The sequence below is a fragment of the Streptococcus sp. 3.1 genome (assembly GCF_016648915.1).
Lineage (GTDB): Bacteria > Bacillota > Bacilli > Lactobacillales > Streptococcaceae > Streptococcus > Streptococcus salivarius_E.
The window spans coordinates 20,252-43,718 of the sequence record NZ_JACLQV010000005.1; the positions used below are offsets into that span (position 1 = coordinate 20,252).

Here is a 23,467-nt window from a genome sequence, read left to right on the forward strand (position 1 = left end):
GATTTAGGAGTCTATTTTGAAATATTCTGTTATTATTCCAGTTTATAATGTTGAGAAATATATTGACCGTTGTTTAAAAAGTATTATTTCTCAGAACTATGATGACTTGGAAATTATAGTGGTAGACAATGGGTCTACGGATAGTAGTGGCAGTATTTGCGATACTTATGCTAACGAGTACTCAAATATCTCAGTCTATCATATTGAGAACCACGGTGTTGGTTCGGCACGTAATTTTGGCTTGTCCAAAGCCAGGGGAGAGTTTATCTACTTCGTTGATAGTGATGATTATCTTGTTGGTAATCTCTTTGCTGATTTTGCTGATAAGCTAGTGTTAGATATGGATTTGGCTGTTTTTAGTTATTACAATTCTTTTGAGGAAGATTTAACTGAGAAGCAGCGTACTGAAAAGTCACTTCCATTTAAAGGGAATTACGACAAGGATGGTTTTATCAAGATATTTAAAGAACTATTCCTATCGGATATGCTTTACACAGTTTGGAATAAGATATATCGCAGAGAATTTCTTCTTGAAAATAACCTCTCTTTTGAGCAGTATGAGTTAGGTGAAGATGTCCGCTTTAATCTTGATGTTTATCGTGAAGTCAACAAGATTTATCTTTCTCAAGATTCCTACTATGTTTATGTCATTGGTAGAAAAGGTTCTGCTATGTCGGGCTATAAACCCAAGCGTCTTCAGTATCAGCTTCAAGAATTGAAGATGGTTGATGATCTACTTTCTGACTGGAATTTGAATAGTTCAGGTTTTGATAAAACAATTAAGTCACGAATCTTAATGAGTAATATTTATAATATCTCCAAACAAAATACTCAAGTCAGTATAAAGTTAAAATATGTAAAGGATATTTGTGAAAATAAAGTCATCAAATCATTTATTTATACAGAAGAAAACGATTTGAAACCTTTCATAAAATATTTACTAAAACATAAAATGTACCGTACTGTTCTGTTTCTTAAAAAGGTTCAGGCGTTAATTAAAAGGAGTTAAAATGTTTCGTATTGAAGCAGAAAAATTATTAGTTGGTTTTGTATTAGCATTTATAGTAGCTGTAGATATGTTAGGTACAACTATGTTAGGTAGATTGGTTCCAACTATACCGAGTTCTATATCTGTACTTGTTTCTTTATGTTTGTTAATTCGTTTTAAAGACATTAAGAAATTTTCTATAAACTACTTGATTTTTGCACCTTTACTTCTAATTGTAGGCTTTCTTGTTGCTTTACAAATGAAGAATTATAGTTTCCTTGCTTATATGATTTTGCTTGTTTCTTTATATGATATGGACATGGATTTTATTTTAAAAGTCTATAGTGCAGTAGTGATTCCCTTTATATTAGGAACTGTACTATTATCATTAGTTCATGTTATTCCAAACTTGCAGTTCATACAAATGAGAAATACAGGTGTTGTGACCAGAAACTCATTTGGCTTCATTTATCCAACGGATTTTGCATCACATTGTTTTTATTTATATGTTGCTTTATGTTATCTAAATAGAAATCGTTTCCTTATTACCCGTTCAATTTTAGGATTAGGTCTTGCAGCATTTATTATTAAGTTTTGTGATGCTCGTTTGAATGCAATGTCTATTGTAATTTCAATCCTTATATTTGCTTTCTTTTATTTCAATAAAAATAAACATCGTATGATTTTTGGCATACTTCCAGTATCAATTTTAGCGTCATCTGGGATTATGTATTACTTAACGAAAAACTTTACATGGTCAAGTCCATTCTATGTTGCCGCTAATAATTTGGTTAGTATGCGGTTGAGACTAGGAAACGATGCCTTAAAAACTTATGCTGTACGTTTGTTTGGTAACCCAGAGGTAAAATTTATCGGTTACGGTGGTAAGACGGAATCAGTCTTAAGTTATAACTATGTAGATTCCTCATATATTCAGATGTTGTTCTATTATGGAAGTGTTGCAGTAATTCTTCTGGTTATATTATATTTAGTAAGATCTTGGGTTATCTATCGACAAGGAAATTACTTGATTTTAACTTTACTATCTTTGATTACATGGAATTGTATGATTGAAGCATTTTGGATTAGACCATCGTACAACATCTTTTTCTACATTTTATTTGCATCTACGACACTAGGAATTGCAAGTAAAAATGGGAGAGTAGAATGAAAGTTTTAAAAAATTACGCCTACAATCTTTCCTATCAATTACTGGTAATTGTTTTACCAATCATTACGACACCTTATGTTACTAGGATTTTTAGTTCAAAGGATTTAGGTACTTATGGTTACTTTAATTCGATTGTGACCTACTTTATTCTTTTGGCAACTTTAGGTGTTGCTAACTATGGTACTAAGGAGATTTCAGGACATCGAAAGGATATTCGTAAAAATTTCTGGGGTATTTATACCCTCCAATTGATTGCGACTATTTTGTCTCTTGTCTTGTATACATCATTATGTTTGTTCTTTCCTGGTATGCAAAATATGGTGGCTTATATCTTAGGATTAAGCTTGATATCGAAAGGAATGGATATTTCTTGGTTATTCCAAGGTTTGGAGGATTTTCGTCGTATTACCGCAAGGAATACAACGGTAAAGGTTTTAGGAGTTATTTCTATCTTCCTTTTTGTGAAAACACCTGGTGATTTGTATCTCTATGTTTTCCTATTGACCTTCTTTGAATTGCTTGGGCAATTAAGTATGTGGTTACCAGCGAGACCTTACATTGGAGAACCACAATTTGATTTATCCTATGCTAAGAAACATCTTAAACCTGTTATTTTGCTATTTCTCCCTCAGGTTGCCATTTCACTATACGTGACTTTGGATCGTACGATGTTGGGTGCCTTGTCATCTACCAATGACGTCGGTATTTATGACCAGGCATTGAAGATTATCAATATCCTCTTAACACTAGTGACGTCTTTAGGTAGTGTAATGCTTCCTAGGGTATCTGGTCTTTTATCTAGCGGAAATCATAAGGCCGTTAACAAGATGCATGAGTTGTCTTTCTTGATTTATAATCTTGTGATTTTCCCGATAATAGCAGGTCTCTTGATTGTTAATAAGGACTTTGTGAGTTTCTTCCTAGGGAAAGATTTCCAAGAGGCTTATCTTGCCATTGCTATTATGGTCTTTAGGATGTTCTTTATCGGTTGGACGAATATTATGGGAATCCAGATTCTGATTCCACACAATAAACATCGTGAGTTTATGCTCTCTACGACTATTCCGGCTGTTGTCAGTGTTGGACTTAATCTCTTGTTAATTCCTCCATTTGGCTTTGTTGGGGCCTCAATTGTATCAGTTTTAACAGAGGCTTTGGTATGGGTTATTCAATTGAATTTTTCAAGGAGATTCATCAAAGATGTGTCAATCCTTCCAGCCATGTCAAAAATTATCTTAGCATCAGTTGTCATGTATCTTGGACTCTTTGTCTTTAAGATGTTTGTGCAATTGAAACCAATGCTAAATGTAGCAGTAGATGGTCTTGTCGGTGCTATCATTTATATCGTCTTGATTATTGTCTTACGTGTCGTTGATATGAAAGACTTGAAGCAACAGTTAATGAAAAACTAAGGAGAAAAATATGTACGATTATCTTATCGTTGGTGCTGGTTTGTCTGGAGCAATCTTCGCACATGAAGCTACAAAACGTGGCAAAAAAGTAAAAGTGATTGACAAGCGTGATCACATCGGTGGCAATATCTACTGTGAAGATGTTGAAGGTATCAATGTTCACAAGTATGGTGCCCACATTTTCCATACCTCAAATAAAAAAGTTTGGGATTATGTCAACCAATTTGCTGAATTTAACAACTATATCAATTCACCAGTGGCGAATTACAAGGGTAGCCTCTACAATCTTCCCTTCAATATGAATACCTTCTACGCCATGTGGGGGACCAAGACTCCTCAAGAAGTCAAGGACAAGATTGCGGAGCAAACGGCGGATATGAAAGATGTTGAGCCCAAGAACTTGGAAGAACAAGCCATCAAGTTGATTGGTCCGGATATTTATGAAAAACTGATCAAGGGCTACACAGAAAAACAATGGGGACGTTCTGCAACAGACCTGCCTCCTTTCATCATCAAGCGTCTTCCGGTTCGTCTGACTTTTGATAACAACTACTTTAATGACCGTTACCAAGGAATTCCGATCGGTGGTTACAATGTCATCATTGAAAATATGCTTGGAGATGTAGAAGTAGAGCTTGGAGTTGACTTCTTTGCCAATCGTGAAGAGCTTGAAGCTTCAGCTGAAAAAGTTGTCTTTACAGGAATGATTGACCAGTACTTTGATTATAAACATGGTGAGTTGGAGTATCGCAGTCTTCGTTTTGAACACGAAGTCTTGGATGAAGAAAATCATCAAGGAAATGCCGTGGTTAACTACACAGAGCGTGAGATTCCTTATACTCGTATCATTGAGCATAAGCACTTCGAGTATGGTACACAACCTAAGACAGTTATCACACGTGAATACCCAGCCGATTGGAAACGTGGAGATGAACCATACTACCCAATCAATGATGAAAAGAACAATGCCATGTTTGCTAAGTACCAAGAAGAAGCTGAGAAAAATGACAAGGTTATCTTCTGTGGACGTCTTGCAGATTATAAATACTACGACATGCACGTGGTGATTGAGCGTGCCTTGGAAGTCGTAGAGAAAGAATTTAGTAAATGACAGAAGAAAAAATTGATATCGTTGTCCTCTGGGTAGATGGCAGTGACCCGGAGTTTATCCGTGAGAAACAAGAAGTAACAGGCCAAATCTCAGTTTCTAATGAATTAGTTGATGGAGATTTAAGATACCGTGAATTTGGAATTTTTAATTACTGGTTCCGAATGATTGAAAAACATGCCCCTTGGGTGAATAATGTTTACTTAGTTACCAACGGACAAAAACCTGACTGGTTGAACTTGGAGCATCCAAAACTCAGATGGATTACTCATAAGGAATTTATGCCTGAAGAGTATCTACCTACCTATAATTCAGCAGCAATTGAGCTTAATCTCCATCGTATCGAAGGCTTGTCGGAAAACTATCTCTATTTCAATGATGATGTGTACTTGATTAGGGATAGTCAACCTTCGGATTTTTATAAAAATGGTCAACCTAAGCTTTTTGCTGTATATGATGCTTTGGTTCCTTGGTCAGCTTATACAAATACATATTACAAAAATGTTGAGTTAATTTATCGTCATTTTCCTAATAAGAAGGCCCTAAAGTCCTCGCCTTGGAAATTTTTTAACTACCGCTATGGGCATTTAGTTTTGAAAAACTTGCTACTTTTGCCATGGGGGCCGACTGGCTATGTGAACAACCATTTAGCTACACCAATGAAAAAAAGCACCTTGGCGAATTTATGGCAAATTGAGGGAGAAACCTTAGATAGAACGTCACGAAATAAAATTAGAAACTACGAAGTAGACGTTAATCAATATATCTGTCAGTATTGGCATATTGAAAGTAATCAGTTTTATCCTATATCAAAGAATTTTGGTGAAACGATAAATTTACATCAAATAGATAGGTTAGAGAGTATCTTTAAAGATAAACATAAAAAATTGCTTTGTGTGAATGATGAAGTTGACTTTAAAGAGGAGAATATCATTCGTTTTAAGGAAATCTTACAAGAACGCTATCCTGAAAAATCAGCTTTTGAAAAATGAGAAATAAGAGATGAAATACTATTTAAAAGAAGAATTTTTACACGATAACAATGTTAAAAATGCCGGTAATAAGGCACGTAATGATGTTGAAGAAATTGTAAAGAGAGAAGGTTATCAAGCCTTGGTTCTTTCAGTTGATAATTGGTACGAGATGAGTACACTTAAAGCACAACTTCATAAATCGAAGGCTTTTGGACAGGCCTTGAATCAACTAAAGCAAGGTGATGAGTTACTTATCCAGTTCCCAATGCTTCATCATAGTTTTTTCACAACACATCATGTAAAGAAAGCACAGAAAAAAGGCGTAAAAGTTCATTTTATTATCCACGATTTGGAAGTTTTACGCTATGCCAATTTGGATACAGTACCTTTGAAACATAAGATTCGGGTTCAAATTCAAGAATCAGGTCTTCTTGGTGTAGCTGATGGTATCATTGCCCACAATCCAATTATGAAATCTGTTTTAGTGGATAAAGGGGTTGCAGAAGATAAGATTGTCAGTCTTGGTATTTTTGACTATTTGATTCCAAATTTCCAAGAGAAGACGGGTCTTACAAAGAATCAGCCAATTATTGTAGCTGGTAACTTGGCACAAGAAAAAGCTGGTTATCTTTACTCTCTTCCTGAAGAACCTGCTTATAACCTTTATGGTGTCGGCTTCGACGAAAGCAGAGCTCTTGAGAATGAGAACTACTTTGGTTCCTTCCTACCTGATGAGCTTCCTGCAGCCCTTGAGGGTGGTTTTGGGCTTGTCTGGGATGGCGACAGTGCTGAGACATGTAGTGGTGTTTTCGGCGAGTACCTCCGCTATAACAACTCTCACAAGGCGTCACTTTACTTGGCCTCAGGATTCCCGCTTGTCGTTTGGAAACAGTCAGCCTTATCTCATTTTGTGCTTGAGAACGGCTGTGGAATTGCAGTAGAGTCACTTCATGGATTGAAGGCGACAATTGACAATCTTTCAGATACTGATTACCAAGATTTGGTTGAAAATACCAAGCGTGTCGGTAAAGGTATTCGTGATGGTCACTACCTACTTACTGCATTAAATAATTTGAAATAAGATAAAAAATCCTCATTTTAGTGAGGATTTTTTGCATTATTTGGAGACTTCAAACTGGTATTGGGTTCCTGGGACTTTGCCATTTGAGTAGATTGCTTGAATATAGTCGTCGTAAGTGATTGACTTGGACTTACCAGCTTTTACGAGCTCTGGATCTCGCCATATATTTGGATCAGTAGCATTGCTATCTCGCTTGGTGAGATAGAGGTACTCAATATAAGTTCTATTGTCGACAAAGGCACCAGCAACCTTTTCCTTACCATTATCAGATCGCGTGTACATACGAGTCGTTCCACCACCATCTAGTAGGAAGGCAAGACGAATATTCGAGTAGCCTATATTTTTTAAAAGCTTATAGACGCCTTCGTGATTCAAGCCCTTATTAAGGGAGTTGTGGCCATAGGTTTGGATAATACGGATAATACCATCATAGGTCTCTACGTAAATGGAACGAGCATTTGGTTGGTCAGGATCACCTTTTTCCCAGGTTTTATCTACTTTTTTATCTTTAATGAGAATACCAAAGGCACCTGTATCCCAACCGTTGCTTCCCATGTGGGTAAACATTTTAGCTGTGTCGATATTTGGATAGGTTCCGGCAGTGATATTATTTTGATCATCTCCATATAGAAGGCCTGTTTTGCCCAATTCGATTTCCTTTTGAGCGAAAGGACGATCTAGCCCTTCGTAAGACCAAAAACCAGAGTTAATAAGAGCAAGAGCTTCTCGTCGCTTAGCTTCGTACTTAATACTTTGCTCTGTGAGTTCAGGATTATTATCTTCGGTTCTTCCTTTTTGTAGGACATACTTTCCGTCCTTCTTGAAGGAGAGAATCTGCATGTCTACATTTTTAATATTGCCTTTTTCAAGTAAGACAGACTGATCTAAGAGCTCTTTATTCTTTATGGTAAAGTTCAATCCATCCTTATTTGATGGCATGGAAAGCTTCTTAATATCTCGATTGTTGAAATAGATGGTGAGGTAGAGCAGTCCACCAACTATGGCACCTATCATTAGAAGAGAAAATAGTATTCTTAAAATATTCTTCAATTTCATACTATAATTATAAACAATCTAGGCTTACAAAACAATCCTAAGACCATTAAATATCCAAGAATAGTATCAGTTTTTCCTAGTATGGTACTGGTAAGCGTTTTCCAAAAGGGTTATAATAGGGATAAGTTAGTCAAGGAGGTGCTTTATGACCATTAAGGTGATTGCATCAGATATGGATGGAACATTTTTAGACGATAAAGGGAGCTATGATAAGGAGCGTTTTAGTCAGATTTTGGATGCCATGGCTGCGCGTGATATGCACTTTGTCGTTGCATCAGGTAATAGTATGAGTCGCCTTAAACCCATGCTTGCGGAGACTTTTGACCGACTGCATTTTGTAGCTGAAAATGGAGGTCAGGTGGTTAGCTATGGCAAGCTTCTGTGTCAGGAGTTTATGGCGTCAAATGATGTTGAAAACTTGCTAAGCTATTTTAATTATGATTTGTTGGATAGGCCAACTATATTTAATGGTGCTCAAGGCTCCTATATGTTAAAAGGGTCTAGGGTCAATTTTGCTGAGATGATAACAGAAGAAGAGCAAAAAGCCCTTGAAGCAGCCATTCAGCGTTTGAATGGGTTGGAGGATTTAGATGATGATTTCATCAAGATTACCATGTTGCTGAGTCCTGAAGAGGCTAATCGTGTGTCACAGGCTTTTAATCGTGATTTTGATGGCAATCTAGTTGCTGTTCCCAGTGGTTTTGGTGCTATTGACTTCATTCAAAAAGGCATGCACAAGGCTTGGGGGCTCAAGCAACTTCTTAAACACTGGGGCTTGTCTGAGTCCAATGTCATGGCCTTCGGTGATGGAGACAATGATCTTGAGCTCTTGCAAATGGCTGGTCGCTCTTATGCTATGGAAAATGCCAGTCCAGCTATTTTACAAGTGGCTGATCAGATTGCTCCCCATCATAAAGACCAAGGAGTATTGACTGTCTTAGAAGATTATTTAGGATTGATTTAAAGAAAGTATGGTGGAGTAATGAAGTTATATTTGATGAGACATGGTGAGACACTATTTAATACACAAAAGCGAGTTCAGGGCTGGTGTGACTCGCCCTTGACTGAAAATGGGATTTTGCAGGCAGAGCAAGCCAAGCAGTACTTTACGAAGAAAGGTATTTCTTTTGATGCTGTCTACTCCTCTACGCAAGAGAGAGCGACTGATACGGCCAAGATTGTGGCACCTGAGTACACTGTAACCCAGCTAAAGGGAATTAAAGAAATGAACTTTGGGTCTTTTGAAGCTCAACCAGAGCACCTCCTCCCCAAACATCGACCAGGTTCACGATCCTTTGAAGATCTCTTGGTCCCATACGGTGGCGAAGATATTCGCAAGGTTGGACAGAGGGTTTTAAAGACTGTATTAGAGAAAGCAGAAGAACACACTAAAGATGGTGCTGAGAATCTCCTATTTGTCAGTCATGGGGCGGCTTTATGGGGATTAATCATTACCATGGACTTAGCCTTTCCTGAAGGAGTACGTTTTGGGAATTGTAATATTTGTGTTTATGATTATAACCAAGGACAATTAGAGCTTCTTCAGGTGATTGATCCGATTTCTGGTTTAGAGGTAACATTATGAAAGAATTTTATTTAATGAGACATGGGCAAACGCGGTTTAATGTTCAGCATAGGATTCAGGGGGTCTGCGATGCCCCTTTGACGGAAGTCGGGATTGAACAGGCTAAAAAGGCTGGTCAGTATCTAGCCAAGCAGGAACCGATTTTTGATTATGTCTTTACGTCAACCTCTGAGAGAGCTAGTGATACCCTAGAAATTGTGACTGGACGAACAGACTATGAAAGACTTAAAGGTCTTAAGGGACAGGATTTTGGAGCTTTTGAGGGCCAGCCAGAGTATCTTACTCCTAAAACCTTACCTGATGGACAAGGTTTTGGTGATTACTTTGTTCAATTTGGTGGTGAGAGTACGACCCAGGTTCGGGATCGTATGGAGTTGACGATTAGGGCCATCATGGAGAGTGTGGCCGATGGTTCTAAGTCCTTGCTAGTTAGTCATGGACCATCTATTTTGCAGTTTTGTAGACGTGTTTTAAATCCCGACCCAGATATTCGTGGTCTTAAAAATTGTTGCATCTTACATTTTACCTATGATCAAGGGCAATTTGAATTGCTTTCAGTATATAATCCTGTAGAAGAAGAGTATATCTATGGAGGCGAAGAATGACACGACTCTATTTAATGAGACATGGACAAACACTTTTTAACACACTTAATCGGATTCAAGGTTGGTGTGATTCTCCCTTGACTGAAAAAGGTCGGGACCAAGCTCGTCAGGTCCGTGCTTATTTTGAAAAACATGGTATGACATTTGATCAGTATTATTGTACGACAACTGAAAGAGCTTCTGATACCATTGAATTGGCGACTGGGCGTACTGATTATCAACGTGTTAAGGGGCTAAAAGAAATGCATTTTGGTATCTTTGAGGGTCAGCCAGAGTATCTTCATCCCAAGACATCTATAGTGGGGCATTTTGGTGACCACTATGCCCAGTTTGGTGGGGAAAGTCAAGATCAGTTCGTTGCGCGTGTGGTTGCGAGTGCAAAGGAAATAGTAGATAAGCATCCTGACCAATCTATTTTAGCTGTTAGTCACGCTGGAGCCTTGATGACTTTTCTTCATGCCGTGGAGCCAGAGCGGGCCTTTGAGTCGTGTCCAGGCAATTGTGCCATCTTAGTTTTTGATTACGATGGATCGAGCTTTCACTTTGTCAAACTTATTGATCCAATAGCTGATCAAGAGTTGGTGGAATTTTAGCGGCTTTCTATGATCAAAGATAGTAAGAAACCCTTTTTTAGTGTATAATGGAAGGGTATTTTAAATTTTGGAGTTCCTATGAAATTTACAAAAAATCAGTTCATTTGGTTGGCTGTCCTTTTTTTCAGCTGTTTCTTGATTTATACTTACTGGGAAACCGTTGTTTCAATTTGTAACACTATTTACATTGCCAGTCAGCCCTTCCTGGTTGGAGCAGGGATTGCCTTTGTGGTCAATATCCTGATGTCTTTTTATGAGAAGCTACTGGTCAAGTTTATTCCATTTGGTTTTATAGCTAAGATCAAGCGTCCTATTTCTTTGCTCTCGGCATTGGCGACCATTGGTTTGGTCTTTACTTGGGTAGTCTTCACTGTTCTTCCCGATTTGATTGACAGTATCAACACATTGATTAGTCAAGACCGTTCAGCTATTAATAATTTGATTAATTGGCTGCTTAAAAACAAGTCCTTGCAAAAAATTATTCAAGATCTTGGTGGTGTGACACAGGTTAGAGAGCTAATCAATAGCTACAGTGCTCAGTTGCTTCAACAAATCATGAATGGTTTGACAAGCTTCTTGACTTCGTTGACGAGTCTACCATCAACCTTGATTAATCTCTTTATTAGCATCGTCTTTTCTTGCTATGTCTTGGCCGGAAAGGAGAAACTTGGGAATCAGGTCAATCGTTTAGTAGACGTCTATTTAGGACGTTATGGTAAGACTTTCCACTATGTGGTCGCTATTCTCAATAATCGCTTCCGCAATTTCTTCGTTTATCAGTCGATTGAGGCTTGTATCTTGGGAACCTTGTGTTATATTGGGATGCGTATCTTTGATTTTCCATACGCCGCGACTATTTCTATCCTAATTGGCTTTTCAGCTATGATACCAGTTGTGGGGGCCTATATCGGTGTGACAATTGGTACCATCTTGATTATGACACACTCTGTGACCTTGGCACTTTTATTTGTTGCCTATGTGGTTATCTTGCAGCAGTTTGAAGGAAATCTCATCTATCCTTATGTGGTTGGTGGCTCTACCGGACTTCCTGGTATTTGGGTTATCTTCGCTATCACCATAGGTTCTGCTTTGGGTGGTATCTTGGGCATGTTGGTTTCTGTGCCAGTAGCTGCGACCCTTTATCAGATTGTTAAAGATAATGTTGTTAGGCGAGAAGAGGCCAAAGCAGCAAATACTATTGAAAATAATGATTAATTAAAACAGACTTGGGTCTGTTTTTTTCGTACTATAGTATCAGATGTCAATAAGATAGTATAAGTGTAATCGTTTTCTAAGTGTTATACTATTAGTATATTAAACAAGACGAGGAGATAAAAGATGACTTATACATTTCCAAAAGAATTTCTCTGGGGTGGTGCAACAGCTGCCAACCAGTTTGAAGGTGCTTATAACCTAGATGGCAAAGGATTGTCTGTACAGGATGTGACGCCAAAGGGCGGTGTTCCTTTTGAACCTGGGGCTTTGAATCCTTTGATCACAGATCAACCAACATCAGATAATCTAAAGCTAGAAGGTATAGATTTCTATCACCGTTATAAAGAGGACATAGCACTTTTTGCAGAGATGAGCTTCAAGGTCTTTCGTATGTCGATTGCTTGGTCTCGTATTTTCCCAAATGGTGATGATGCCGAGCCAAATGAAGCAGGTCTAGCCTTCTACGATAAGGTTTTTGATGAATTGGCCAAATATGGCATCGAACCGCTTGTAACCTTGTCCCATTATGAAACACCACTTAACTTGGCGCGTCGGTACAATGGATGGACTAATCGTAAATTAATTGGTTTTTATGAGAATTATGTTCGTACAGTCTTCACACGTTATAAAGATAAGGTCAAATATTGGTTGACCTTTAATGAAGTGAACTCTGTTTTACACGCACCGTTCATGTCAGGTGGGATTGCAACTCCGATGGAAGAGCTCTCTAAACAGGATCTTTACCAAGCAGTTCACCATGAGTTAGTCGCTTCGGCTTCAGCAACCAAGATCGGTCATGAAATTAACCCTGACTTTAAGATTGGTTGTATGGTTCTTGCCATGCCAGCTTATGGAATGACAGCTAATCCTTTGGATCAGTTGGCTGTTCACGAGTTTGAAAATCAAAACTATCTCTTCTCAGATATCCATGCGCGTGGGAAATATCCAAACTATATTAAACGCTATTTCAAAGAGAATGGTATTGAAATACAATTTGCTCCAGGTGATGAAGAAATCTTGAAGAATACCGTTGATTTTATTTCATTCTCATATTATATGTCTGTGGCAACAGCACACAATCCGCAAGACTATAAGGTTGGAAAAGGCAACATCTTAGGTGGTGTCGAAAATCCCTACCTTGAAAAATCTGAATGGGGTTGGGCTATTGATCCAATCGGTCTTCGACTAGTTTTGAATGACTTCTATGATCGATATCAGTTGCCATTGTTTATCGTCGAAAATGGTCTAGGTGCAAAGGATGTTCTTGTTGATGGCCCAGATGGTCCAACAGTTGAAGATGATTATCGTATTGATTACCTTCAAAAACACTTGATTCAAGTTGGCAAAGCCCTTCAAGACGGTGTAGAACTTTGGGGCTATACGACATGGGGGCCAATTGATTTGGTATCAGCTTCAACGGCTGAACTCAGTAAACGTTATGGCTTTATCTACGTTGATCGCAATGATGATGGTAGTGGTAGCTTGGCTCGTTATAAGAAAAAATCATTTGTTTGGTATAAGTCTGTTATCGAAAGTAATGGTGAAGCCCTTTACAAATAGAATATGGCTAAGAATCTCAAAAATATTCGAGATTCTTTTTTAGTATTAAAGTACAATTTTGATATATCTGGATTTCTGTTGACATGAGTAAAAAGAGAGTATTTTAATACACAATAACTTTGTTTATGTTATTCCACATATTTTCTGAAAAAGTGGTAGAATAAAAGTGTGAAAGCGTTCTTATATTTTCCGAAGAAGTAGCGAGTCTATCTCTTTGCTTTTCCTACTTAGATGGAGGTAACGATAATGAATGATTTGAAAAAGGTTCTCTTAGCTGGAATCGGGTTGACTGCTATGACAGTTGATAAGGCGGATAGCTTTGTCAAAGAGTTGGTTGAAAAGGGGCGTTTGACTGTTGAAGAAGGTAAGGAACTGGAACAAGAGCTCAAACGTCAAAGTAAGGAAGAAGCTCAAGAATTTTTAGCGAAACTTGATGCTAAGAAATCTTCAGTTGAGTATGCGACTAAGGATGATGTGAAACGTCTTGATGATAAACTTGACGCTTTGCTCAGTCAAAATAAATAAAATGTAAGGAGTCTAAAATGGCTAGTAAACGATTGAGACATGTGTTGAAGGTTTTCTCGTCAGTTGGTCTCCTTTCTTATCGTGAAAAGCATCTTCCTCAAGACCAACAGACAACACCTGTCAAGCTACGCCAAGCCTTTGAGCAATTAGGACCTAGTTTTGTTAAAATTGGTCAAATCCTATCCACGCGCTCTGACCTTTTGCCAGAAAACTATATCAAAGAATTATCAAAGCTCCAGAGCTCAGTTCCTCCCTTGAATAAAGAGGAAGTCATGACTGCCATTAGGCGAGAATTACCTAATGAGCTTTCTGACAGTTTCCTTGATTTTTCGGAAGAGCCCTTAGCTTCTGGTTCTGTCGCTCAGACCCATAGAGCTAGATTATTGTTTGGTCAGGAAGTGATTGTAAAAATCCAGAGACCTGGTATTGATGAGGTCGTTAAGGAAGATATTCAGCTTCTCATTAAGCTTGCACGGCATATACCAAAGCATTTTATCCCCATGGTCGATGTTCAGGAGGTTTTGGAAAATCTGCGTGAAACCTTAATTAAGGAACTAGATTTCAGGAATGAAGCAGAGGCCATGAAGTGCTTTAAGGCCAATAACAGGGCTGTTGCTTGTCTAGGTGTCCCCGAGGTCTATGATACCTTCACGACACCTCACCTCATAGTTGAAGAGTATATCAATGGGATTCCGCTTAATCACTACAGCCAACTGATTGAGGCTGGCTATGACTTAGAAGATGTGGGCAAGAAGCTTATGCTGTCATTTATCAAGCAAGTCTTCAAAGATGGCTATTTTCATGGTGACCCCCATCCTGGAAATCTGTTGGTACGTGATGGCAAGATTTATTTCATTGATTTTGGAATTATGGGGGAGTTGGAAGTGGGGATGCGTGCGTCCTTAAATGACATCCTGTACAGTTTTACCGCACAAGATGTTGATGGTATGACCAAGGCCATCTTGTCCGTTACACAATTTGATAATGGTCTTAATCGTGCAGTTCTAAGTCAAGATGTAGAGCAAATGTTAGGTCGTTATTCTGGTATTGACTTGGGAAGTCTCTCTATAACAGATTTGCTGCAGGATTTGATGGCTATTTTCCAGAAAAATCATCTTAAAGCCTCTTCTCAAATTACCATTTTGGAGAAGGCTTCGCTTCAAATTGAGGGGATTTTCCGAGAGTTAGCGCCAAATATGGATCTTATGACCCTGGCCAAGGATTACTTCCTAGAAAATATGGGACCTGATATGCTTAAGCAGGCCCTGAATAAAGAGAGTATCTTGATTGAACTCTTTTATCTGATTCGCAATGGGAAGAACATTCCACGTCGTCTGCATCAGCTCTTGGAGCAAATTTTAAACGGACGAATTGTGGTGAACCATGATTTTATTAACTTTTCGGGTCGAATTAAAGTTTTTGAGAAAGTATTAAATAATCTGGTTTTAGCCTTATTGTCATTGGGATTTCTACTTTCCGGTGCCCTTTTGGCTAATAAATCAGGTTTTGAAAATCTTGCCTGGCTATTTCTTGGACTTGGAACTTTTCTAGCTTTAATCACAGTAGTGCGTATAATATTTAAGAAAAAAGGATAAAGTATGATTGAAACAACTAGGCCTGAGCTTGTGGCTTATCAAGAAGAGCGTTTAGCCAAATTTGTGAATGAAAATCAAAAGTTAGACAAAAGCCAAATCGTTTTTGCAGGGGACTCCATCACGGAGTTTTTTGCATTGAAAAAATATTTGGGTCGAGAGTTTCCCCTTGTTAACCGTGGGATTGCAGGAACAGACTCGGTTTGGCTTTTAGAACACCTTAAAGAGCAGCTCTTAGATTTGGAACCAAGTAAATTGGTGCTCTTGATTGGCATTAACGACATCGGAAGAGGTTACCCTATTCGAGATATTGTCACTCGTATTTCCGATATTATCATGACAGTTCGTCAGGAATCCCTCTTTACTGAGGTCTATTTGCTGAGTGTCTTTCCAGTTAGTGAAGAATCACAGTATGCTTCTAAGGTTAAGATTCGAAATAATACGACTGTACGTGAGCTAAATCAACAATTAGCTGTCCTCCCCGGTGTGACCTATGTCGATCTTTTTGATTACCTTACTGATAACATGGGACAGTTAAATGACAACTATACAACGGATGGTTTGCACTTGAGTCCACAAGGTTATCAAGTCCTTGCGGAACCAATCATAAAGGAGATTTTAGAATGAAAGTTGGCTTAGTCCTCGAAGGCGGGGGGATGCGTGGCTTATATACGGCTGGTGTATTAGATGCCTTTTTAGAAGCTGGAATTAAGGTGGATGGCGTTGTTTCGGTATCGGCTGGAGCACTTTTTGGTGTTAATTACCTTTCTAACCAGCCCCAAAGAGCCCTTCGCTACAACAAGCGTTTTATGGGAGACCGTCGTTATATGAGTTTCTGGTCATGGCTGACAACAGGTAACTTCGTTAATAAGGAATTCTCCTATTATAAGGTTCCCATGGAGTTGGATGTTTTTGATCAGGAGGCCTTTGCTGATTCAGGTGTTCCCTTCTATGTGGTCACTACAGATATTGAGACCGGAAAACCAGACTATATCAAGATTGACCATGTCTTTGAGCAAATGGAAGCCCTTCGTGCAAGTTCCGCCCTACCTCTGGTTTCTGAAATTGTCGAGTACAAGAGTAAACGCTACATGGATGGTGGTCTGTCTGATAGTCTCCCTATTGATTTTATGGAAAATTTGGGTTTTGACAAACTCATTGTAGTTTTGACACGTCCTAAAGGCTACCGTAAACAGCCATCTAAAACGAGTAAGCGAATCTACAAGCTCTTTTACCGCAAGTATCCTGAATTTGTCCAAGTGGCTTCGAATCGCCACATCCACTACAATAAGAGTATTGAAAAGATAGAGGCTTTGGAAAAAACTGGAAATCTTTATACTATCCGTCCAGAACACGCACTTGAAGTTAGTCGTTTGGAGAAGGATCCTGAAAAGTTTGAAGCCATTTATCAAGAAGGATTGGATCAAATGCGTAATGATATGTCTAATCTCAAAACATTTCTTGGAGACAACTAAAAACGTGCTCGGTTGAGCACGTTCTTTTAGTTATTCATTTGTCGAGCTTGACGGCGTTCTTTGACTTTTTGACGACGCTTTTTCTCATTGATAAAAATCAAGTAGATTACGTAAAGTGGTAATAGGAGGAAGCAGAACAGGGCAAAGTGTTTCATAAAGTTATGCTTATTACTTGTTTGTTTGTCCTTCTGACCGCCTGAAAAGAGGAAGAAGCCAGTTTTAGTCGCTTTTACGGTAGTTGCCTTAATTTTAGGTGATACCGTTTTTAGTCCGTTATCTACGACGATAGAATCATCTTTGACACTAATCTTAGGTTCTTGCCCTTTTTTGACTGTGGCATAGACATCTTTTTGGACATCGTATTTTTTACCATCAATCTTTTGTTTGCCCTTGCTTAGGACTTTCTTGTAGGAATAGTCTTTAAACATTTTCTCAATAAGGGAGTTACCGAAGGCATGGCGGATTTTTTCACTACTTTCATCTTCCCAATTTCCAACGCCTAAGATAACTGAAATGACACGCTGATTACTACGCTTACATGTAGAGATGTAGTTGTAATCTCCTCGAGGACTTGAGCCTGTTTTTAAGCCATCGACTCCTTTGAGGCCATAATCAGCACCAGGTAAGGAGTAGTTGTAATTTTCAAAGGTTTCCTCGTACGGTGTTCCTTTTTTGACAGTTACTGTCTGTTGGCTAGTGTATTTAAGGATTTCAGGGTGATGTTTGATAAGGTTATAAGCCATGATAGACAAATCACGAGCTGTCGTCTGGTTAGAGTGGTTATTGTCATAACGTTTAGGCGTGTAGTAGCCTTTGTAAGATGCCGCACCAGCTCCAGAGGCATTGTACCATTTGGTATTTGTCATGCCGAGCTATTTAGACTTTTCATTCATGCGATCAATCCACTTGTCAGGATCATTATCACTGAGATAGTTGGCAAGCATGACTGTTGCTGCATTTGAAGAGGGAACAGCCGTCATAGTGATAAGTTCTGAAACCGTGTATTTAACTCCAGAAACAATCTTGTTGTTTGAGATTTCGTAGATATTAGCAATAGCCTCATCGGTTGGTTTGGCTGTAATCACGGTGTCTTCTTTGATTTCTCCCTTTGACAAAGCATCAAAAACCAAGTAGAGAGACATGGCTTTACTCATGGAAGCGGGGTCACGTACTTCATCAATGTTATCTTGCCAAAGGATATCACCAGTATTGGCATCAATCAAAAGTGATGATTTAGGTCTATAGGTCTCGGTGGCTTCCTTGTAGCCCGCTTTTTGTGCTATATCTACCAGTTGGTCAGCAGACGTCAGACTGGGAGCTAAAGCCAGACTAGCTACCAGGAAGAGTCCTAACAATTTCTTTTTCAAAATAATCTCCTTAGTAACAACGTTTAGATACTCTTTTAAAAGCATCCTTTAATCTATTTTTGTTATATGTGTGTTAAAAAGTCATGCTTGACTATTATAGCATAGTTTTGGGTGATTTTATCAGTATTCTTGGGGGACTTCCTTTAATAGAGTATAAAAAAAACGTGTCATGGACACGCTTTCTTTTATTTATTGATTTGTCTTGCTTGACGACGTTCTTTGACTCTTTGACGACGTCCTTTTTCATTAAGGTAAATCAAGTAGAGGAGACCAACTGGGATAAGGCATAGCAACCAGAAATAAACTGGTAGTTGGCCATTATTTGTTGCTTTAGTAGCCTTTTTATCTTTTTGGTTACTTCCAAAATCGAACCATCCCTTAACTTTAGTTGCCTTAACAGAAGTAGCCTTGATATTAGGTGATACTGTCTTCAGACCATTATCAATGACAATGTGATCATCTTTAACAGAGATTTTAGGGTCTTTGCCTTTTTTGACTGTGGCGTAGACATCTTTCTCGACAGTGTATTTTTTACCGTCGATTTCTTGTTCACCCTTGCTAAGAACTTTCTTGTAAGAGAAATCTTTATACATTTTCTCAACGAGTGCATTACCAAAGGTATGGCGGATTTCTTCACCTGTTTGGTCAGACCAATCACCAGAACCCATGATGACAGCAATCATACGTTGATCACCACGCTTGATAGTATCAATATAGTTGAAGGCACCTTCTGGGCTTGATCCTGTCTTCAACCCATCAACCCCATCAATTCCGTATTTAGCTCCTGGAATAGAGTAGTTATAAGTTTCGAAAGTTTCCTCGTAAGGTGTTCCCTTTTTAACTGTGACAACAGGTTTGCTAGTGTATTTGAGAATGTCAGGGTATTTCTTGATGAAGTTATAAGTCATGATAGCCAAATCACGCGCAGTTGTTTGGTTGGTTTGGTTGTTATCATAACGTTGAGGACTGTAGTAACCTTTGAAGGCAACAGCAACGGCACCAGAAGCGTTGAACCATTTGGTATTTGTCATCCCTAGCTCTTTAGATTTTTCATTCATCATGTCTAGCCATTTATCAGGATCATTATTGGTCAAGTAGTTGGCCAGCATCACGGTTGTAACGTTAGAGGAAGGCACCGCTGTCATAGTGATGAGTTCTGAAACGGTATAATCAACACCCGCAACAATCTTGTTGTTGGAAATTTCGTAAATATCGGCAATAGCTTGGTCGGTTGGAGTAGCTGTGATAACAGTATCTTCAGAAATCTCTCCTTTAGACATAGCTTCAAAGACCAAATAAAGTGTCATGGCCTTAGACATAGAAGCAGGGTCACGCACCTCATCAGCATTTTCTTCCCAGAGGACATCTCCGGTATTGCCATCAATTAAGAGGGTTGATTTGGGACGATAGGCCTCAGTGGCTTCAGTATAACCAGCAGCGCGTGTGATATCCATCAATTCGTCTGCACTAGACAAACTCGGTGCTAGGGCTAGACAAGCTGCTAAAAGGACGGCAACAATTTTCTTTTTCACAATGTGTCTCCTTTAATATCTATGGGGTTCTGTAGCTGGCAGAACCTATTTCTATCTATTAATAACATTTGCCTGTCAAAAACCTAAATTCAGTAGTGACAAACACTTTCATTATAACATATAAAAGTTAGAGTTTTCCTAACATTCGGCATTTTAATGTAATTTTTAGATTCGGTTGAATGTTACATAATGTTACATATAATATAGTTGGAAACAGAAAAAAACGAGCTTGCTCGCTCGTTACTTTTCATCTTTTATCCTTGTTACTTGGTGGTAAATCAGAAACCAGGTTTCATTTCGACGCCAGATACTAGTGTGGAAATTTCCTCCCAACTCATAACTAATTAGTTTCGTTTTTTGACTAACAGATGTCATCTTGAAGCTGTCAAAGTTATTGAGAAGTGGTTGTTGATTAGCAATGACTTCTTCACGAGTGTGATGATGACCATTTTCATCGATTAAGTAGAAATCAGGTGCCAAGAGATTTTCATAGTCAGGAATTTTTGACAGAATAATCTTTTCATTGCGAGAGAGTTTGTGAAGGACATTACCATAAATTTCGTCTTCGGGAATAGCAGCTGGTTCTACATGGACATCAGTGTCATAGACAGAGAAACGCTTGCTGAGAACCTCTTCAATTTGTTCAGTAATGGCATGACTCTCGTAAACAGAGAGGTCAGGATTCATTTCAACCACCATATCAAGATAGACGTTGCTACCATAGGAACGGCCACGCTGCTTCTTAACCTTAGTGACTTTTGGAATCTCAAGAATCGCTTTCTCATAGGCTTTTAGGTTTCTCTCATCGAAACCGTCTGACAAACTAAAGGTTGCTTCCATGAAGATATCATAGGCTGTCTTTAGAATGAAGGAGGTAATGATAATGGCTGTAATATAGTCAATAATCGTGAGGTTGAAGGATGCTGCAACAATGGCGATTGACGTTCCAATAGAAGTTACGGCATCGGAGAGATTATCCTTAGCGGCCGCAATCAAAGCGCTAGATTTCAGCTTTTTAGCAAGTCCTTTATTGTATAAGTAAACGCCACACATGACGATAGCAGAAAGAACTCCGACGGTTGCACCAAGGGGATCGACTACAGTTTCCTCTCTTAGAAAAATCTTTCGGACTGTTTGAATTAAGACTTGGAAGCCCACCACGAACATGATAAAGGAAGTGACTAGGCTTGATAAGTCTTCAATCTTCCAATGACCAAACCTATGATCTGCATCAGCAGGTTGACTAGCTAGGTGCAATCCAATGAGTAGGGCCACGTTCCCTAAAATATCTGACAAGTTATTGAAACCATCGGCAATCAAAGAGCTAGAATTTAAAAAGTGTCCAGCTAGAAGTTTTGCAATGGTAAGAAGAAGGTAGGCAGCGATGCTGACAATGGGACCTCGTCTGGCTGCTCTTAAATTTTCATACGTAGTCATAGGGTTACCTTTTCTGTTAAAATACAAGTTTAAATTATAGCATAAAACTATAACGAGTTAAAGGTTGTAAGCCCTTTAAACTTATGGAGTAATGTATTTTTAAAACTTGATAAGAAATGCTTCGTAATCATGGTGTTTTTTCAGTATTTTCCGAATATTCCCTACAAATTATGGTATAATTTAGGGTGTAAAACAGTCTAAAAAGAGGTTTTTATGGAACATTCGACATGGCACAAGCTTCTGAAAGAGGAGCTGCCTGACCATTATTTTTCAAAGATAAATCAGTTTATGGACCAGGTTTATAGCCAGGGGACAGTTTATCCGCCGCGTGACAAGGTTTTTAATGCCTTGTTGGAGACTCCGTTTGAAGAAGTGCGGGTGGTAATCCTTGGTCAGGACCCTTATCATGGGCCTCATCAAGCACAGGGACTTTCCTTCTCGGTACCTGATAGCCTTCCAGCTCCCCCGTCTTTGAAAAATATTCTCAAGGAATTAGAGGAAGATTTAGGTCCTAGATCCTTTCATGATTTAACGTCATGGGCCGAGCAGGGGGTGCTTTTGCTTAATGCCTGTCTAACAGTTCCAGCAGGTCAAGCAAATGGGCATGCTGGTCAGGTTTGGGAACCTTTTACAGATGCTGTGATTAAGGTTCTCAATCAAAAGGATACTCCTGTTGTCTTTATACTTTGGGGTGGCTATGCTCGTAAGAAGAAGGCGCTAGTGACTAATTCTAAACATGCCATTATTGAGAGTGCCCATCCGAGTCCCTTGTCGGCCTATCGTGGTTTTTTTGGCAGCAAGCCATTTTCAAAAGCCAATGCCTACCTTGTATCTCAAGGCCAATCCCCAATTGATTGGTTGAAGTAAAATAGAAAGTTGGAAGATTATGTTACTGATTAAAAATGGTCGTGTTGTAGACCCTAAGTCTGGTTTGGATACGCAAGCTGATGTTCTTGTTGATGGTAAAAAAGTTGTTAAGATTGCTGAAAATATCGAAGCTGGAGATGCTCAAGTCATCGATGCGACTGGTCTTGTGGTTGCTCCTGGCTTGGTGGATATCCATGTTCACTTCCGTGAGCCAGGTCAAACTCATAAGGAAGACATTCATACTGGTGCCTTGGCAGCGGCTGCAGGTGGTTTTACAACAGTTGTAATGATGGCTAACACTAATCCAACGATTTCAGATAAGGAAACCTTGGAGGAGGTCTTGACTTCGGCAGCTAAGGAAAATATCCATGTTAAGTCTGTTGCGACTATTACTAAGAATTTTGATGGTGAAAATCTCACTGATTTCAAGGGTTTGCTTGAAGCCGGTGCTGTCGGATTCTCAGATGATGGTATTCCATTGACCAATGCTGGTATTGTCAAAAAAGCCATGGAGCTAGCTAAGGAGAATAATACCTTTATCAGCCTTCACGAGGAGGATCCTGATCTAAATGGTATTCTCGGTTTCAATGAAAATATTGCTAAAAAAGAATTCCATATTTGTGGGGCAACAGGTGTAGCTGAGTACAGTATGATTGCGCGTGATGTCATGATTGCTTATGATACCCAAGCCCATGTTCATATTCAACACTTGTCAAAAGCTGAATCTGTCAAAGTGGTTGAATTTGCTCAAAAACTTGGAGCACAAGTCACAGCGGAAGTAGCACCACAGCACTTCTCAAAAACTGAAGACCTCTTGCTTTCAAAAGGTGCTAATGCCAAGATGAATCCACCACTTCGTTTGGAATCTGACCGTCAAGCCGTTATTGAGGGATTGAAATCTGGAGTGATAACTGTTATTGCCACAGACCACGCGCCACACCATGCCGATGAAAAGAATGTCGATGATGTGACTAAAGCACCATCAGGAATGACTGGTCTTGAAACCTCTCTATCTCTTGGATTGACCTACTTGGTTGAAGCAGGACACTTAAGCTTGACGGAACTCTTGAAAGTAATGACTAGCAACCCATCTGATCTTTATGGCTTCGATGCTGGTTATTTGGCTGAGAATGGACCAGCTGACCTTGTGATTTTTGCAGACAAGGAAAAACGTCAGGTCACAGCAGACTTTAAGTCTAAAGCAGCCAATTCACCATTTGTAGGCGAAGAACTTACGGGCAGTGTTAAATACACTATCTGTGACGGTGAGATTGTTTATCAAGCCTAAATAGCAGATCAGAGCAGGGCACATCGAGACACTTGG

Annotated in this window: 21 protein-coding genes and 1 pseudogene; 18 read left to right on the forward strand and 4 right to left on the reverse strand. The window is 39.0% G+C overall.

Going from position 1 to position 23,467, the window contains the following annotated elements; all coding sequences use genetic code 11:
• The first annotated feature begins 16 nt into the window (after window positions 1-16).
• From H7U02_RS04220 to H7U02_RS04245, 6 genes are read left to right on the forward strand one after another with little or no spacing between them, the layout of a single operon-like run.
• The gene (locus H7U02_RS04220; protein ID WP_201041359.1) at window positions 17-1,009 is read left to right on the forward strand and encodes a glycosyltransferase family 2 protein; all 993 of its coding nucleotides are present in this window, start codon (window positions 17-19) and stop codon (window positions 1,007-1,009) included.
• 1 nt (window position 1,010) lies between these two features.
• A complete protein-coding gene (locus H7U02_RS04225) occupies window positions 1,011-2,159 on the forward strand; it encodes a polysaccharide polymerase (RefSeq protein ID WP_080612042.1) in 1,149 nt (382 codons plus the stop codon).
• Window positions 2,156-3,571 (forward strand): flippase, encoded by a 1,416-nt coding sequence (locus H7U02_RS04230; RefSeq protein WP_201042852.1) that lies wholly within the window; start codon window positions 2,156-2,158, stop codon window positions 3,569-3,571. The genes H7U02_RS04225 and H7U02_RS04230 overlap by 4 nt, the downstream gene beginning before the upstream one ends.
• Window positions 3,572-3,581: 10 nt before the next feature.
• On the forward strand, window positions 3,582-4,682 hold the full coding sequence (gene glf / locus H7U02_RS04235) for a UDP-galactopyranose mutase (protein WP_201042854.1): 1,101 nt from the start codon (window positions 3,582-3,584) through the stop codon (window positions 4,680-4,682).
• Window positions 4,679-5,671: a stealth family protein gene (locus H7U02_RS04240; RefSeq protein WP_070577194.1), complete on the forward strand. Its 993-nt coding sequence runs from the start codon at window positions 4,679-4,681 to the stop codon at window positions 5,669-5,671. Before glf ends, H7U02_RS04240 begins: the two co-directional genes overlap by 4 nt.
• 10 nt (window positions 5,672-5,681) lie before the next feature.
• Window positions 5,682-6,734 (forward strand): galactofuranosyltransferase, encoded by a 1,053-nt coding sequence (locus H7U02_RS04245; protein ID WP_110981231.1) that lies wholly within the window; start codon window positions 5,682-5,684, stop codon window positions 6,732-6,734.
• 36 nt (window positions 6,735-6,770) lie between these two features.
• Here H7U02_RS04245 and H7U02_RS04250 read toward each other — a convergent pair whose 3' ends face one another.
• A complete protein-coding gene (locus tag H7U02_RS04250; RefSeq protein ID WP_181419177.1) occupies window positions 6,771-7,790 on the reverse strand; it encodes a phosphodiester glycosidase family protein in 1,020 nt (339 codons plus the stop codon).
• 145 nt (window positions 7,791-7,935) lie between these two features.
• Here H7U02_RS04250 and H7U02_RS04255 point away from each other — a divergent pair, with 145 nt between their 5' ends.
• From H7U02_RS04255 to H7U02_RS04300, 10 genes are all read left to right on the forward strand, one after another.
• Window positions 7,936-8,754, forward strand: a complete 819-nt coding sequence (locus H7U02_RS04255) for a Cof-type HAD-IIB family hydrolase (protein ID WP_110981302.1) — start codon at window positions 7,936-7,938, stop codon at window positions 8,752-8,754.
• Window positions 8,755-8,772: 18 nt separating this feature from the next.
• The gene (locus tag H7U02_RS04260) at window positions 8,773-9,375 is read left to right on the forward strand and encodes a histidine phosphatase family protein (protein WP_110981301.1); all 603 of its coding nucleotides are present in this window, start codon (window positions 8,773-8,775) and stop codon (window positions 9,373-9,375) included.
• Window positions 9,372-9,980: a histidine phosphatase family protein gene (locus tag H7U02_RS04265; protein ID WP_110981300.1), complete on the forward strand. Its 609-nt coding sequence runs from the start codon at window positions 9,372-9,374 to the stop codon at window positions 9,978-9,980. The genes H7U02_RS04260 and H7U02_RS04265 overlap by 4 nt, the downstream gene beginning before the upstream one ends.
• Window positions 9,977-10,573, forward strand: coding sequence for a histidine phosphatase family protein (locus H7U02_RS04270; RefSeq protein WP_073687750.1), 597 nt, complete (start codon window positions 9,977-9,979; stop codon window positions 10,571-10,573). Before H7U02_RS04265 ends, H7U02_RS04270 begins: the two co-directional genes overlap by 4 nt.
• A 78-nt stretch (window positions 10,574-10,651) precedes the next feature.
• Window positions 10,652-11,788 (forward strand): AI-2E family transporter, encoded by a 1,137-nt coding sequence (locus H7U02_RS04275; protein ID WP_073687749.1) that lies wholly within the window; start codon window positions 10,652-10,654, stop codon window positions 11,786-11,788.
• Window positions 11,789-11,911: 123 nt separating this feature from the next.
• Window positions 11,912-13,348: a glycoside hydrolase family 1 protein gene (locus H7U02_RS04280; RefSeq protein ID WP_110981299.1), complete on the forward strand. Its 1,437-nt coding sequence runs from the start codon at window positions 11,912-11,914 to the stop codon at window positions 13,346-13,348.
• Between the two features lie 246 nt (window positions 13,349-13,594).
• Window positions 13,595-13,873, forward strand: a complete 279-nt coding sequence (locus H7U02_RS04285; protein ID WP_110981298.1) for a phasin family protein — start codon at window positions 13,595-13,597, stop codon at window positions 13,871-13,873.
• 17 nt (window positions 13,874-13,890) lie between these two features.
• Complete coding sequence (locus H7U02_RS04290) at window positions 13,891-15,468, forward strand: ABC1 kinase family protein (protein WP_049545854.1); 1,578 nt, start codon at window positions 13,891-13,893, stop codon at window positions 15,466-15,468.
• Window positions 15,469-15,471: 3 nt separating this feature from the next.
• Window positions 15,472-16,092, forward strand: coding sequence for an SGNH/GDSL hydrolase family protein (locus tag H7U02_RS04295; RefSeq protein ID WP_064524739.1), 621 nt, complete (start codon window positions 15,472-15,474; stop codon window positions 16,090-16,092).
• Window positions 16,089-16,940: a patatin family protein gene (locus tag H7U02_RS04300; protein ID WP_064524737.1), complete on the forward strand. Its 852-nt coding sequence runs from the start codon at window positions 16,089-16,091 to the stop codon at window positions 16,938-16,940. Before H7U02_RS04295 ends, H7U02_RS04300 begins: the two co-directional genes overlap by 4 nt.
• A gap of 26 nt (window positions 16,941-16,966) precedes the next feature.
• Here the strand turns inward: H7U02_RS04300 and H7U02_RS04305 are convergent.
• The 3 genes and pseudogenes from H7U02_RS04305 to H7U02_RS04315 all read right to left on the reverse strand — a co-directional run bounded on the left by H7U02_RS04305 (window position 16,967) and on the right by H7U02_RS04315 (window position 21,276).
• Window positions 16,967-18,307, reverse strand: a pseudogene (locus tag H7U02_RS04305) (D-alanyl-D-alanine carboxypeptidase family protein).
• Window positions 18,308-18,492: 185 nt separating this feature from the next.
• Window positions 18,493-19,839 (reverse strand): D-alanyl-D-alanine carboxypeptidase, encoded by a 1,347-nt coding sequence (locus tag H7U02_RS04310; RefSeq protein ID WP_201042856.1) that lies wholly within the window; start codon window positions 19,837-19,839, stop codon window positions 18,493-18,495.
• 240 nt (window positions 19,840-20,079) lie between these two features.
• A complete protein-coding gene (locus H7U02_RS04315; RefSeq protein WP_201042858.1) occupies window positions 20,080-21,276 on the reverse strand; it encodes a cation diffusion facilitator family transporter in 1,197 nt (398 codons plus the stop codon).
• A 213-nt stretch (window positions 21,277-21,489) separates the two neighbouring features.
• On the opposite strand from H7U02_RS04315, the gene H7U02_RS04320 reads away from it, so the two are divergent.
• Together H7U02_RS04320 and H7U02_RS04325 are read left to right on the forward strand one after the other, a co-directional pair.
• Window positions 21,490-22,143, forward strand: a complete 654-nt coding sequence (locus H7U02_RS04320; RefSeq protein ID WP_049545851.1) for a uracil-DNA glycosylase — start codon at window positions 21,490-21,492, stop codon at window positions 22,141-22,143.
• 19 nt (window positions 22,144-22,162) lie between these two features.
• The gene (locus tag H7U02_RS04325; RefSeq protein ID WP_110981294.1) at window positions 22,163-23,431 is read left to right on the forward strand and encodes a dihydroorotase; all 1,269 of its coding nucleotides are present in this window, start codon (window positions 22,163-22,165) and stop codon (window positions 23,429-23,431) included.
• The last annotated feature ends 36 nt before the right edge of the window (window positions 23,432-23,467 follow it).